This is a genomic window from Evansella sp. AB-P1, from assembly GCF_029688925.1.
In the GTDB taxonomy this organism is placed as follows: Bacteria; Bacillota; Bacilli; order Bacillales; family Salisediminibacteriaceae; genus Evansella.
Map to the genome: position 1 here is coordinate 1 of NZ_JARUKY010000031.1, position 14,008 is coordinate 14,008.

The window sequence follows — 14,008 nt, forward strand, 5'->3', positions numbered from 1 at the left end:
ACAGGACCTCCGCACATTTCTTCACAGACATGCACTACCTGTCAGCTAAACACTTCCGCCACTTCGGCGTGTTAGGGACTTTCACCCGTTAGATCGATACGCTGCCAAGCGCACAAAGGCACCAAATTGAAGATGAAATTTGGTGCCTACTATAAAAGGTAAATGGTAAAAAATTCTACACTATGTTTGGTGAATAGGAAACATGACGTCGATTATTTAACCGTTTTCCACAGAACGTGGCCGTTACTTAAGAATTAGGCGCCTCATGTTTTCCTTATCTATAGACCTTTTAGGCAATTCTCATTGTATTAAATGCATCTGCAAATTCTTCGATCCTTCTTTCATTTAAGGAAAATGTATCCTCAGTAGTTCCACTTACTTTTTTTACTATTAGTCGTTCAAAAAAATTCATCTTTGAAATGAGAAACTCTCCACCAAACAAAGCATTATCAATAGATATTTCTCTTAATTCTTGAGGAAATGCATCCTCAAACTGTTGTTCAGCTATTTCACCTTCACGCATGCAACATAAAAATAAACCTAGTCGTTTTTTAACTAAATCATTGTAATTTTCATTCATAAATTGCTTCATTTTTCTTTGAATATTTCCGATATGGATGGAGGCTCCGATAATGACAGTGTCAAACTCAGACAAATCTAATACAGCATCATAGTCTTTTAAATTTAATAGCTTGACTTCCCCCTGTAGGAGGTCAGCTAATTTTGTAGCTGCTTTTTCTGTTGTTCCATGTGACGTGCAATAAACAATTACATTTCTCATAAAAGTCCACCTCTATTCTTATAGAATTTAAGACCTTACTTATTTTCATTATTTCGTTCTAATAAGTATATGTCCATACCATACTGTGGAAATTTTATGACAGTTTAGTTATGTGTCATTAGCATTTTTTAGATTTGATAAAAATCTACTATCTATTCATTAGTAACTTAATTAAACGTTACTAGATAAATAAAAAATCAGTACTTTTCATCGTATATAATAGTATCTATACTTATAGATAAGAAAGGGCTTACATCTTAAGAGATAATCTTCAATCTATGCCATTACTGAATTTCTAGGATGTTCTTCAACAAACCCTTTTAAATTACATAATATACAAGGAGTGAAGGTACATGGACTATCGTTATTTAGGAAAGACTGGTTTAAGAGTAAGTGAGCTATGCCTTGGAACTATGACTCTCGGTCGTGAAACAAACGAAGAAGATAGTTTTGATATTTTGGATCGCTTCGTTGAAGAAGGTGGAAATTTCATTGATACAGCGAATGTCTATTCACTAGGGACTTCCGAAGAAATTGTTGGGAAATGGCTTCAGGATAAACGAAGAGATGACTTTGTCGTTGCTACAAAAGTACGTTTTCCAATGGGAGAAGGACCGAATGATGTTGGTACAAGTAGAAAGCATATTTTGTCTAGTGTTAAGGATAGTTTACGTCGCCTAGGTACGGACTACATAGACTTATATCAAGTTCATGCTTGGGATCAGCGAACGCCATTAGAAGAAACATTAAGTACATTAAATGACTTAGTTCGTGAAGGTTTAGTCCGCTATATTGGTGCTAGTAATTTTAAAGGGTGGCAACTGCAAAAGGCGATTGATATGAGTCGACAAAAGGGGTGGGAATCTTTCGTATGCCTGCAACCCCAATATAATCTTCTTAGTCGTGCTACTGAATGGGAACTGATTGATGTATGTTTGAATGAAGGACTTGGGGTTATTCCATGGAGTCCATTACGAGGTGGCTGGTTAAGTGGAAAATATACAAAAGATATGGTAAAGCCACCAGAAGGTTCACGTATCTCCGTTGCAGCAGAAAAAGGCTGGAGTGAAACATGGGAAAAACATAATAATGATTTTACATGGGAAATTCTTGATACATTGTATGCTGTTGCAGAAGAAGCAGGGAAAACTCCAGCTCAAGCTGCAATCAATTGGGTATTACATCGACCTGGTGTTACTGCACCTATTATTGGTGCACGAACGATGGAGCAGCTTGAAGCAAACTTAGGGTCCGCAGGATGGTCCTTAACAGATGAACAAGTTGAACGTCTAAATAAGGCAAGTAAATTATATGTCAGTTATCCATACAACGAAGACGCTATTCGTCAACGAAGAAAATTTAGAGAGTAGAGTTTAAAAGCATGGGAAGTTTACATCTTCCTATGCTTATTTTTTAAAAAGGTAAGAATTTATAAAATTTTCACTTTGAAAGTTGTCTAGCTCCAGGCGCCATCGGCTCGAGGTCAAATAACCTACCCGATTAAAAGTGTAAGATCGCACTTTTTATCGGCCAGAACATTTGCTTGTCGCCGATAGGCGGGCGCCTTGCGCTTTTCTTATTACAAGTACTGAGTTTAAATTTTATTTCTTCAATAGGTTGCTTTTTTATAAATGATCTGTTATTCTAAATAAGAATTATATTTGTTCGGTATGTAAGGGAAACATAAGTTTTATACTTTTCGCCTTTGATATCTCAAGAGCAACTATAGTAATAAATCGTGGACATGGATCCACACAGGAGGAAACAAACATGCAACAAGGTACAGTAAAATGGTTTAACGCAGAAAAAGGTTTCGGATTTATCGAAGTAGAAGGTGGAGACGATGTATTCGTACATTTCTCAGCTATCCAAGGCGAAGGTTTTAAATCTTTAGACGAAGGTCAAGCAGTTACTTTTGAAGTAGAGCAAGGTCAACGTGGACCTCAAGCTACTAACGTAAACAAAGCCTAACTAAAACAAAAAGACTCTTTTTAGAGTCTTTTTTTTATTTATATAAATATATATTCAAGCATCGTGTTGATCTAAGTAAAAATAGATTATTGCAAATGATGCGAAAACAGTCTGATACTATGCCAACAGAAAGTTATTTCAAAAAGCATAAAAAAAGCTGACTATATAATGCCATATCCTGTTTAAGGATTGAGCAATATAGTCAGCCAAGAAGAAATTTGATACAGTATTAATGGTAGATATTAATCATAACATGTTTCGACAAAAAAACCTAATTAATCTGAATGGAAATTAATGTACTAAAATAAGTATTAAGAATTATTGCTATCTTTTTGGTGAAATAAATAAACAATAACAAAATAAATACCAGTAAATAATAGGATACAAATGCGAAACTCCCATAATGTATACAGTGAATATTTTTCCAAGTAATGATTTGCATCTATGAAGGATGCGAGCATTAAACCACCAAAAATAAATGTTCCTAGCATATATAACAGATTTTTCATACTTAAGTTGTTAAATTGATAAGGAGAAGGCTGGGTTTCAGTTGATGATGATAACGAACCTTTTTCAATAGTAACAGCAACTAGATCTTTTACTTTATCATTTATATTCTTCGATTTTATATTAAAATTCTTATTGAATAGATAAACTGCCCCAAATAAAAGCCAAATAAAAACTAAGCTGACTCCTATTGCAAAAGGTACATTTCCCACACCTTCCATTTCTTGCAAATCCGAATAAAAGGCCCATCCAACAAATCCGTTATAGAGAAACAATACTGTAACCAAGCCGTATCCTCCGGTTAAATAACATAGTAGCTTTACTCCGTCTTTATATGCTTTCATACACCTTCCTCCAAATTATGAAATTAATATTACTTACGTATTGTATATGGTATTGGTTTCATAATTGATTAATTAAATAAGCTCTATTCGGAAAGAATGTTGTTTTATTAATAAAAAGGATTGATTTGGGATATGTGGTATAATATTATACAGAATTATCCAAAGTTTCAAAGGTGTTAAAGAAGAGGTGACTAAGATGGATGATGGTGAATGGCATAAAACAATGATAGATGGTAATCGAGATGCTACTTTTACTGAAAATAAGACAGGGAAAACTAAAAATAAAGTGGTATCTCAAAGGAAATCGGCAATCTTTTCATTGCTACTCCTAGTGTTATTATTTGTAGTATTATGGTTGATATTTTCCACATAGTGAAAAGCGGTGGGCATTCAAAAGTCCTCTTTTTTTATGCAACTCTAAACATCTCTACGGTAGAACAATTGGATTTATGACTAGCGCTTAGAACTAACTGTTTAATTCTCTCTTCATGAGCCAATCATTTGGTTTCGTTAAGGTAGCGGAACCAGTAAAGATAATTGTCCATTATTTGGTAGAAACACTATGAAAACGGTCCATCCACTGCATTAATCGTCTGGGATAACTTAAATATAGTTCGATCTCCGCTTTTGAAGGGTGCTTTCACCACAGGCATAAGAGCCACTTCTGTTCTGCGTTACTTCGTTTGTATTCACAGTAAATTCTATACTGCGGGCACGCACTCCATACTAAAGAGATTTTGTTTATCTAGTATTACCCTGTTGTCAAACAAAATAGGAACGTCTGGACTATAAATCAATGGAACCATAGTTTAAAAACAAGCTATTATTAATATAAGAATGTAATTTAGGAGGGGAATAACCATGCCTACATGTAAAAATTGTAAGCAAGATTGGACTTGGAAACAAACAGTTAAAAGTGGATTTACTATGGACATTGGGATGAAATGTCCTCATTGTGACAAAAAACAATACCTTACTTCTAAATCACGTAAAAAAACTGGACTATCTATTATTGCCATTCCTTTTACCCTAATTATTCCTGTTTTATTTGAAATTTCTTCTATAATAGCCATAAGTATATTTATAGGAACTGCTTTAATAGTGTTTGGGATTAACCCAATTTTAACTGATTTATCTAATGAGGAAGAACAATTGTGGTAGTTTACTATTTGTTTTCATTTTAATAATAATTTAGTAGATAGCTACCTTAGTTTTTGCTGTTTTATATAATTTCACTAGGAAAATAAACAATATTGCCCACGCAACTAGATATCCCCCTAAAAAGTATAAGGAAAACATGGTAATTGTTTCAAATCTCACATATTGAAGGATTAGACCAAGCAAAGGAAAAGCTAAAAGTACGATCATGATTAAACTTGATTGACGGAGAACCTTCAACTTTTGTGCATCTAAACGGGAATGAAAATATCCAAACAGAAAAAGACAACCGATAATAAATTTTATAGAGTAAGCAAGTAATGATCCTGCAACTGTTTCTGTTATTTCACCATAATGAACTGGTAAACTCATCAGTGCAAATCCAGAAGTAACTGCTACAAATGAAATATTAAATCCAAAGTTACTACTACTTACAATATCATCTTGTTCCTTATTATATTGGTCAATTATTTCCGTTGCTAATTGTGATGCTGGAACAAAAGACGCGATAGCTTTCTTTTCCGCTACTTCTTCATTACATCCTGTTTCAGCTATAATTTCTTCTTTTAACGTTACGATATCATCTTTTATTTCATTAATATGCTGCTTCTTTTCTTCTAAAGGAAAGTAACGAAGCTTCGCATCAATTAGAGCTATATAGTCTTTCATATCTTCAAATTCTCTCATTTTTATCGTTACCCTCCTTTAGCGATACAATAAATGAAAATAACTGTTCTATAAATTCGAATCGTTCAGATAAAATTTGATTTCCTTCCTTAGTTGTAAAATAATATTTCCTACTCCTTCCACCGTGATCTTCCTGATACGATTCAATCCAACCATTCATCGTTAATCTTCTTAAAATAGGGTATATCGATCCATTAGCAAGCTGAAGTCCGTTCACTTTTTGCAATTCTTTTGTAATTTCATATCCGTACATAGCCTTTTTACTCACTAACAATAATATTGCTAATTCAAACATACCCTTCGTCAACTGATTGTTCCAATCCATTTTTTTATTGTTCATAATAAAAGTGTATTTGATTGATATATATATGTCAATCAAATATATATAAATTAGACTTAGATATGTGAAGGGGAAGATTTTTTTAAGAAATGTAATTTAGAGTTTTAATATAAATTTGTTCATTCATGGTAAAAATTGAAACTTTATTATCTATTAATCGTATATTATTAAACTAATAAGTAAGAGTGGTGTCCAAATTGCAGTCGATGAATATTGGATTAAGGTTTTTATTAGAATTATGTGGCCTGTTTATCTATGGTTATTGGGGATATCAAGCAGCTTCTACTCCTATTACTAAAATTACTTTAGCAATTGGAATTCCAGCTTTAGTAGCAATAATATGGGGAGTCCTCGGTTCTCCAAAAGCCCCAATTCAATTAACACCAGGTTTCCGTTTATTGTTTGAAATTATTATATTTGGTTTACCTATTGTCCTCTTAATGTTTTTAGGGAAAATCAAAATTGCCGTACTTTATGGATTAATTACTGTAATTAACAAAATATTAATGTTTATTTGGAACCAATAAATATATTACATATTTGGAGGAGAAGAGATGTTAAGAACAAAAAAGCTATCTATGAAAGACGATGAATTAATTAAAGCAGCAGAGAATGTCATTAAGCGAAATTACAAGTATGGACGTCATCATATTGGTGCAGCAGTAAGGACAAATTCTGGGACCACATACTCAGCAGTACACCTTGAAGCCAATGTTGGCAGAATAGCGGTTTGCGGAGAGGCAATGGCTCTTGGGAAAGCTATTTCAGAAGGAGAAAGGGAATTTGAAACGATTGTTGCTGTTGCTCACCCTCATCCCCATGAAAACATTGAGAATTGTTGGGGCGTTGCCCCATGTGGGATGTGTCGAGAATTAATAAGTGATTATGGTGAAAAAACCGAGGTAATTATTCCATATAAGGGTGAAGTAGTAAAATGCAATGTAATGGATTTAATCCCAGAAAAGTACGGGAATGAGGTTAAATAAGAGATGGAAGTGAAAAGAGGTAGGACAAAACCTAGTAATATAGCATGGATTTTGTATTTAATTGCAACAATTTTTCTGTTAACTGTTATTTTTCTAGTAATCGCTTTAGATAATCATTTAAATTCTTCCTTAAGTAAATTTGTCATAGGATTGCCTTTCTTATTGATATTTATGGGAAAGATATTAGTAATAACAGACATGAAAAAACAAGGTAAACCAATTTCATTTCAAGTTGGTAGTGTTATTGGACTTTTTATTGTACTAGTCACATTATTATTTAACTAATTTACAGAAATTTCCGAACGAGAAGGTCAATCTCCTACAGATGTGGGAGTATTGGAAAAGTTTGAATTAATGCAAAAATCAGTTTATACATGATATCATCCTAGTATGAGTTATATGAAATCATCACTTTAGAAGGGGAGGCTTTATAATGAAAGGACAGCTTTTTATTAATGGAGAATGGACAGGTGATTACATAGAAACAATGGACGTTTTTGATCCTGCAACTGGTGAAAAAGTAGGAAGCATACCAAAAGCAGGGGAAAAGGAAACGAAGTTAGCAATTGATGCAGCACATGATGCCTTTAAAGATTGGTCTTTACTACCTGCACAAGATCGTGCATCTTATTTAATGAAGTGGCATGATTTAATTCTTGAAAATAAGGATGAGATTGCTGAGATATTAACAAAGGAAATGGGGAAACCATTGGCCGAGGCTAAAGGGGAAATTGCCTATTCCGCTTCGTTTATCGCTTGGTATGCTGAGGAGGCAAAGAGGATTTATGGACGAACTATTCCAGCTTCAGCACCAAATAAACGTATCCAAATTATGAAGCAACCAGTTGGTGTTGTTGCTTCCATTACTCCATGGAACTTCCCTGCTGCTATGATTGCACGTAAAATGGCTCCTGCTCTTGCAGCAGGCTGTACGTTTGTTGCAAAGCCAGCAGAATTAACACCGTTTACGGCCATAAAGCTATTTGAATTGTGTGAAGAGGCTGGTTTTCCAAAAGGGGTTGTTAACCTTGTGATGGGTGATGCACCTAGTATTGGTAGGGTGATGACTACTAGTGATAAAGTAAGAAAGCTCACATTTACTGGTTCAACTGAGGTAGGTAAGCTTCTCATACAGCAAAGTGCAAATAAGGTTCACAATCTATCTCTAGAATTAGGGGGGCATGCACCCATGATTGTATGTGATGATGCAGACCTTGATCTTGCCGTTGAAGGTGTCATTGCTTCGAAGTTTCGAAATGCTGGTCAAACTTGTGTTTGTGGTAACCGCATTTATGTACAAGAGGGGATCCTTGAATCGTTTATGAAAAAATTAGAGGTAAAGGTGAAAGGATTAAAGGTTGGAAATGGACTTGAAGAAGGTGTAGACATCGGTCCATTAATTGAAAAGAAATCCTATGAAAAAGTACAACGTCATGTGGAAGATGCAGTTGCAAAGGGAGCTAATGTAGTTATCGGTGGTAATGGAGTGGCTAATAATGATTCGTATTTCTTTCATCCTACCATTCTAACTAATGTTACGGATGACATGGTTGTCATGCAGGAGGAAACTTTCGGTCCCGTGGCACCAATTCAGACGTTTAAAACAGATTCTGAGGTAGTTGCGAAAGCGAATGATACTCGTTTCGGTTTAGCAGCATATTTCTTTACTGAGAATTATTCAAGAGGAACAAAGATTGCAGAAGGACTAGAATATGGTATTGTTGGATGGAATGATGGTGTGCCAGCAGTTGCTCAAGCTCCATTTGGTGGCATGAAGGAAAGCGGAATGGGACGTGAAGGTGGAATGGAAGGAATTGAAGCTTTCTTAGAAACTAAGTTTTTATCAATCAGTTTAAAATAGTACCTCTTTTATGCTATGGCAATATAACTAGTGATTAACGAGATCATAAAGCATCTAATCATTTTTGAGATATGATGCTTTATGGTTCTTTTTTATATAAAACTACAACACTATTAAAAATATGTACAGGAATGAAAGCTTTTGTGATAAGATTATTTAGTCTTTTAAATCAAAAAACAACATGAAAAACAGGAGGCGCAAAAAATGAAAAAGTTATTATTAGTTATCTTAACATTAGGATTTGTAACAGCATGTGGAACAGAAACATTTGAACACGTTGAAGTAGAATTTGAAGATTTTACTGAGGTGTCAGAGTCTCAAATTCAAACTAACGTATCGGAATTAATACATATTAACAATGAGTATATCTCTAGTAATAATGTTAATGGTTATTTAGCAAATCGTACGAATGACTCCAAGGTAAGTGAAGAGCTTGAAGCAGAGTTTGAAAGTTATGATTTTTCTTATGACGTTGAATCTATTGAAATAGTGGAAGTTACGGAGGATGCTGTTACTGTAGTTGTTGTACAAAAGGAACTTTTTGATAATGTTTCTGAAGATATAGATGTGGTAGATAGTCTTGTTACGATTGAGTATGTATTTGAACTAAATGAAAATAACAATTTAACAATCTCTAATGAAACTATTTTAGAATCTTTACCACTGACATTAATTGAAGAGGTTGAAGAGTTAATACATTTGAATATCGAAGCAGCTCATGAAAAAGATGTTGAAAAATATATGGGCACACTAGCAGAGGTAACAGAAGATTTTACTAATACGATAGAAGAACAATTTAACTTGTTTGACATTGAGTATAATATATTAGAGCTTGAGATTCTTGAGTTTTCAGACGAGGAAGTAATTGTAGAAGTTCATCAAGAAAATATTTTCCATTATGTACATGAGGATTGGGAAGCTTATGATAGTATAGCAATTGCCCATCATACTCTAACGCGTCAGGACGGAGAATTGAAATTTTATTATACAGAAATCATAGATTCTCAGCCATTAGATTAAAAACAAAACATAATCAAATTAACATGCTAAATTACACAACTTTCATACCCAAAATCACAGTATAATTTGCATGGCGTAAAGGCAGGAAGTACAGTTCTTCCTGCCTTTAATTTTGTTGTTTTTTTTTTGTTGAACTAACGCTAACCCGATAGCGAAAAAGATTTCTTTATAAAAACCAATATTAACTTCCGAGAGTTGTAATTATTAAAACTACAACAGAGGTCCAAAACCATGGCGAAGCCCAATGAGTAAGTGGGGGATGAATCGCCTTTTTGCGTAGCAAAACATTTGTTCTTTTAGTAAGATATACATGTAGGTTGTTCTTATGACTAGTGCTGAGATTATTAATGATGCAGGGGAAGTGGAAGATACTAGATTGAGCCTTTTCTACCTTCCACAACAAGAGATTAATGCTGCGATGAAGACTGACCAGGAGTCATACTCATCCAATGAAGCAACGCTAAAGGTAGAGAATGCAGGACCATCCTCGTTATTTTTCGGGCATCATTATAAGATTTAGAAAAAATTAGATGATATATGGCGTACTGTTCCACAAGAATTAGTTTATATTGGTTCTTTAACGCCAGGACATTATCGGGTGATAAAAGATTTTGAGGGAGAAGGGACAAATATTTCCATCGTCCTAGCAGCTGAATTTTTCGTTGAATAAATGAGGTGAGATTTATTGACCAACCCATTAATGGAAGAAATCATTTGTTATTTTCGGTGTAAACCTCTCCGATTAAATCTGAGATTTTGATGGAGCATCCCTTATATTAAAATCAAACAAGCAACCTTTGGTGTCTCTAGTGCTTTAGTTAGACTAATTAATGAAGACTAGTTCCTAATGTCCTTTAATTCTTGACCGTTCCCTTAGGGTACGTAGTATAAATGAGGTCAAGGAGGGGTGGTAAATGCAAATTAAAGATGTAGAAAAAAGAACCGGTTTGACAAAAAAGGCCATTCGATATTATGAAGAGGCTGGACTTATTCAAACATCTAGAAAGGAAAATCGCTACAAGGAGTACAGTAACGAAACAATTGATATTTTACTTAAAGTGAAGCAGCTCCGACTTTTAGGTTTTTCTGTAGATGAAATTAAAAGGGTATTTTCTGAAGAAAATCATGAAGAGATCATAATGGAAAAATTAAAAGAAAATGAAGTAAAACTAAAACAAACGTACGCTGTTAAACAAGTATTAGAAATAATGTTAGAAGGTAACACTGTTGAATCCTTTGATGTTGAGAAGCTATTATTGAAAGAAAAAACAAAAGAATATATGTACATCCGACATAATAATTTACTTTTTGGTCTAATTAATTTGGTCGCATTTATAGGAATTTATATATATTTTTTTTCAAATATCAATTCAATAAGCTATTCTTCGGGATCATTTCTTACATTACTAAGCGTTCAAGGCATTGCTTGTGTATGGCTTATGAGTTATCAACAAAAACGAAAGAAAAAAGCAAGGAATGAAGGCATTTTACTCATGGAAATTAAACCATTAGAACGGCTTGTTCAGTTTATCGTTTTCATATTAACTTACGTATTAACTGCACGAATGTGCGTAGAAGGTTTTTACTTTGCACAAAGGTACCTTGAATGGGGAGAAGATTATTTTTTGGTTATCGGTAATATAACGCTAGGACTGTTTATGTCTTTTTTGGGAATTTTAATACTAATAGCAAGCTTCATAGACACGAATAAATCAATTGGAGAGTTTGTCTTATTTAGTAAATAATGTGTGTATTTTATGTCGGAATAGATTATTTCCTAATATTTTTGTTTTTGTATTGTAATACAAGAAACCTTTTTACAAACGAAGCCCTTTCATATAAAATTTTAATAGAAATAATTAAAATATATTTTAACTGAAGGATGTGCTAATAATGGCAGTTACAAAAATTGAACATGTTGGAGTAATGGTTACAGATTTAGAAGCTTCTATTGCTTTTTATCGTGATGTTGTAGGTCTAGAAGTAATCAGTAGTATGGAATTAGACAATGGAACAAAGCTTTATTTTTTAGGTTTCCCTAATGCAAAAGAAACGGTTGTAGAATTAGTTGCAAGGAAAGTGTCATCATTTCCTGAAGAGGGAAGGGTACATCATATCTGCTTTACAGTTGACAATATCGAGGAAGAAGTGGAACGTTTAAAAGAAATAAACGCAGCATTTGTTGATGAGAATATTAACACATTACCTAATGGAGCTAAAAATATTTTCATTTATGGACCTGATCGAGAAAGAATTGAGTTTCTAGAAACAGGTAAATAAGCATTTTAAAAGAAATTTTAAAATTTTCATAGAGCAATGTAAATGATCGTTCGAGGTTCCTGCCACACCTTAAAAGCACATCGGTAGGAACCTTTATTTTGTATGTACTTCTTTCTTCGCTGCAATTATTTTCAAAGAATATGTGATGATAAATTCTTCCTATAAAACTCCTATTAACCTCTATAGCTCAAGATAACCAATATATAAAATTATATAAAGTTATTTATAATATTACATTCTCCACTGAAAATATAATCTCCATTATACAAAAATTAACATATGTATCAATTTTACAACAGTTTTCCAATACAAACAGATACAAAATGAAATATTAACATGATATTAGATAAAGAATTGGGCATACTTTGAATAATAATTTTGGAAACTGGAGGGAGAAAAATGAGTACATTAGATCAAACACTAGCTGTATTTGCCTTAGGTGGCTTAAATGAAATTGGTAAAAACATGTATGCAATACAATATGAAGATGAAATTATTATTATTGATTGCGGGAACAAATTTCCTGATGAGAGCTTATTAGGAATAGACTTAATCATTCCTGATATTTCCTTTTTGATAGAAAATAAAGATAAGGTAAAAGGCCTTATTGTTACACATGGACATGAAGATCACATCGGAGGTATCCCGTTTTTATTAAAAAAATTAAAAATACCTGTTTATGCAACTAGATTCACACTTGGACTTATTGAGTTAAAGTTAAAAGAGCATAAAATATTAAGGGAAACAAAACTAGTGGAAATCGATTCTAGTTCAACTATCTCTTTTAATGGTTTTAATGTAGAGTTTTTTAAAGTAACTCATAGTATTCCTGATTGCTTAGGTATTGTATTTCGCACTCCAGAAGGAAATATCGTACATACTGGTGACTTTAAATTTGATTATACCCCTGCAAAAAAAGAGCATTCAGAAATTCATAAGATGGCTGAAATAGGTAAAGAAGGTGTCTTACTTCTTTTATCTGAAAGTACAAATGCCGAACGAAGAGGCTCCACCCCATCTGAGCAAATGGTAGGAGAGCATGTGGACGAAGCATTTCTGAAGGCTGAAGGAAAGGTAATACTTTCTACTTTTGCATCTAATGTAAGTCGACTTCAACAAGCGATTGATGCTGCAACGAAAACAAACCGCAAGCTGGCATTACTTGGACGAAGTATGGTAAATGTTGTAGAAGTAGCCATAGAACGTGGATATTTAGATGTACCTGATGGAATGATGATTGATCAAAATGAAATCAATAGTCTTCCACCGGAAAAAATATGTATTTTATGTACAGGAAGTCAAGGGGAGCCCCTTGCGGCATTATCTCGATTATCTACTGGTAATTTTAGAGGTGTAGAGGTTTTAGCTGGTGACACAGTAATCTTAGCAGCAGGTCCAATACCTGGAAACGAGAAAGCTGTGACACGAATTGTTGACAATTTATTTACTATTGGTGCTAAAGTAATTTATGGATCCGGCAGTTCTTCAGGAATGCATGTTTCTGGACACGGTTACCAAGAAGATTTAAAACTAATGCTTACGTTAATGAATCCTACTTATTTTATTCCTATACATGGTGAATACCGCATGCTTCATCATCACCGTCAATTAGCAGAATCTGTAGGTCTCAAAAAGGGAAATTCCTTTATTATTAAAAATGGTGATGTAGTCGAAATTAAAAATCGTGAAGCACGACAAACAAGAAGAGTTCCTGCTGGAAATACGTATGTAGATGGAATTGGTGTAGGAGATACTGGTGAAATTGTACTACGAGACCGGAAGCAACTTTCTGAGGACGGAATGCTAGTTATTGTATTAACGATGAGCAAACATGAGAAGAAGCTTGTCACTAACCCAGACACTATTTCTCGTGGATTTGTTTTTGTGAAAAATGCAGAAGAATTATTAAATGATGTAAATAAACTAATTACGAAATCAGTAAATGAACTAGACGATCGAGATAAAAATGAATGGGGTATTATTAAACAACATGTAAAAAGATCTGTAGGCCAATATTTATTTACACATACGAAAAAGAAACCAATGATATTACCTATAATTATCGAGGTATAA

At 33.7% G+C, this 14,008-nt stretch carries 17 protein-coding genes and 1 pseudogene; 13 read left to right on the forward strand and 5 right to left on the reverse strand.

The features are described 5' to 3' along the window. Positions 1-289: 289 nt before the first annotated feature. Positions 290-781: a flavodoxin domain-containing protein gene (locus tag QA612_RS21325; protein ID WP_278285861.1), complete on the reverse strand. Its 492-nt coding sequence runs from the start codon at positions 779-781 to the stop codon at positions 290-292. A gap of 353 nt (positions 782-1,134) precedes the next feature. Between QA612_RS21325 and QA612_RS21330 the strand changes: the two genes are divergently transcribed. Next, positions 1,135-2,151: an aldo/keto reductase gene (locus QA612_RS21330; RefSeq protein ID WP_278285862.1), complete on the forward strand. Its 1,017-nt coding sequence runs from the start codon at positions 1,135-1,137 to the stop codon at positions 2,149-2,151. A 400-nt stretch (positions 2,152-2,551) separates the two neighbouring features. Then, entirely contained in the window at positions 2,552-2,752 is a 201-nt protein-coding gene (locus tag QA612_RS21335) for a cold-shock protein (RefSeq protein ID WP_278285863.1), read from the forward strand. A 311-nt stretch (positions 2,753-3,063) separates the two neighbouring features. On the opposite strand, the gene QA612_RS21340 is transcribed toward QA612_RS21335, so the two are convergent. Continuing rightward, positions 3,064-3,603, reverse strand: coding sequence for a hypothetical protein (locus QA612_RS21340; protein ID WP_278285864.1), 540 nt, complete (start codon positions 3,601-3,603; stop codon positions 3,064-3,066). Positions 3,604-3,790: 187 nt separating this feature from the next. Between QA612_RS21340 and QA612_RS21345 the strand changes: the two genes are divergently transcribed. Beyond that, complete coding sequence (locus tag QA612_RS21345; RefSeq protein ID WP_278285865.1) at positions 3,791-3,976, forward strand: hypothetical protein; 186 nt, start codon at positions 3,791-3,793, stop codon at positions 3,974-3,976. Positions 3,977-4,010: 34 nt separating this feature from the next. Here the strand turns inward: QA612_RS21345 and QA612_RS21350 are convergent. Continuing rightward, positions 4,011-4,207 (reverse strand): annotated as a pseudogene (locus tag QA612_RS21350) (IS1595 family transposase); the annotation flags it as partial. 257 nt (positions 4,208-4,464) lie between these two features. On the opposite strand from QA612_RS21350, the gene QA612_RS21355 reads away from it, so the two are divergent. Beyond that, the gene (locus QA612_RS21355) at positions 4,465-4,764 is read left to right on the forward strand and encodes a TIGR04104 family putative zinc finger protein (protein WP_278285866.1); all 300 of its coding nucleotides are present in this window, start codon (positions 4,465-4,467) and stop codon (positions 4,762-4,764) included. A gap of 30 nt (positions 4,765-4,794) precedes the next feature. Here QA612_RS21355 and QA612_RS21360 read toward each other — a convergent pair whose 3' ends face one another. Together QA612_RS21360 and QA612_RS21365 are read right to left on the reverse strand one after the other, a co-directional pair. Next, on the reverse strand, positions 4,795-5,448 hold the full coding sequence (locus tag QA612_RS21360) for a hypothetical protein (protein ID WP_278285867.1): 654 nt from the start codon (positions 5,446-5,448) through the stop codon (positions 4,795-4,797). Beyond that, a complete protein-coding gene (locus QA612_RS21365; RefSeq protein WP_278285868.1) occupies positions 5,435-5,773 on the reverse strand; it encodes a PadR family transcriptional regulator in 339 nt (112 codons plus the stop codon). The genes QA612_RS21360 and QA612_RS21365 overlap by 14 nt, the downstream gene beginning before the upstream one ends. Positions 5,774-5,994: 221 nt before the next feature. Here QA612_RS21365 and QA612_RS21370 point away from each other — a divergent pair, with 221 nt between their 5' ends. The 9 genes from QA612_RS21370 to QA612_RS21410 all read left to right on the forward strand — a co-directional run bounded on the left by QA612_RS21370 (position 5,995) and on the right by QA612_RS21410 (position 14,008). Continuing rightward, the gene (locus QA612_RS21370; protein ID WP_278285902.1) at positions 5,995-6,315 is read left to right on the forward strand and encodes a YrdB family protein; all 321 of its coding nucleotides are present in this window, start codon (positions 5,995-5,997) and stop codon (positions 6,313-6,315) included. A gap of 27 nt (positions 6,316-6,342) precedes the next feature. Beyond that, entirely contained in the window at positions 6,343-6,774 is a 432-nt protein-coding gene (locus QA612_RS21375) for a cytidine deaminase (RefSeq protein WP_278285869.1), read from the forward strand. 3 nt (positions 6,775-6,777) lie between these two features. Continuing rightward, complete coding sequence (locus tag QA612_RS21380; protein ID WP_278285870.1) at positions 6,778-7,059, forward strand: hypothetical protein; 282 nt, start codon at positions 6,778-6,780, stop codon at positions 7,057-7,059. Positions 7,060-7,207: 148 nt separating this feature from the next. Next, positions 7,208-8,635 carry an NAD-dependent succinate-semialdehyde dehydrogenase gene (locus QA612_RS21385; protein WP_278285871.1) on the forward strand — a complete coding sequence of 476 codons (1,428 nt, stop codon included), beginning with the start codon at positions 7,208-7,210 and terminating at the stop codon, positions 8,633-8,635. Positions 8,636-8,839: 204 nt separating this feature from the next. Continuing rightward, positions 8,840-9,655, forward strand: a complete 816-nt coding sequence (locus tag QA612_RS21390; protein WP_278285872.1) for a hypothetical protein — start codon at positions 8,840-8,842, stop codon at positions 9,653-9,655. Positions 9,656-9,980: 325 nt separating this feature from the next. After that, entirely contained in the window at positions 9,981-10,175 is a 195-nt protein-coding gene (locus QA612_RS21395) for a hypothetical protein (RefSeq protein ID WP_278285873.1), read from the forward strand. Between the two features lie 394 nt (positions 10,176-10,569). Continuing rightward, the gene (locus tag QA612_RS21400) at positions 10,570-11,400 is read left to right on the forward strand and encodes a MerR family transcriptional regulator (protein ID WP_278285874.1); all 831 of its coding nucleotides are present in this window, start codon (positions 10,570-10,572) and stop codon (positions 11,398-11,400) included. Positions 11,401-11,548: 148 nt separating this feature from the next. Continuing rightward, positions 11,549-11,935 carry a VOC family protein gene (locus tag QA612_RS21405; RefSeq protein ID WP_278285875.1) on the forward strand — a complete coding sequence of 129 codons (387 nt, stop codon included), beginning with the start codon at positions 11,549-11,551 and terminating at the stop codon, positions 11,933-11,935. A 399-nt stretch (positions 11,936-12,334) separates the two neighbouring features. Next, positions 12,335-14,008 (forward strand): ribonuclease J, encoded by a 1,674-nt coding sequence (locus QA612_RS21410; RefSeq protein WP_278285876.1) that lies wholly within the window; start codon positions 12,335-12,337, stop codon positions 14,006-14,008.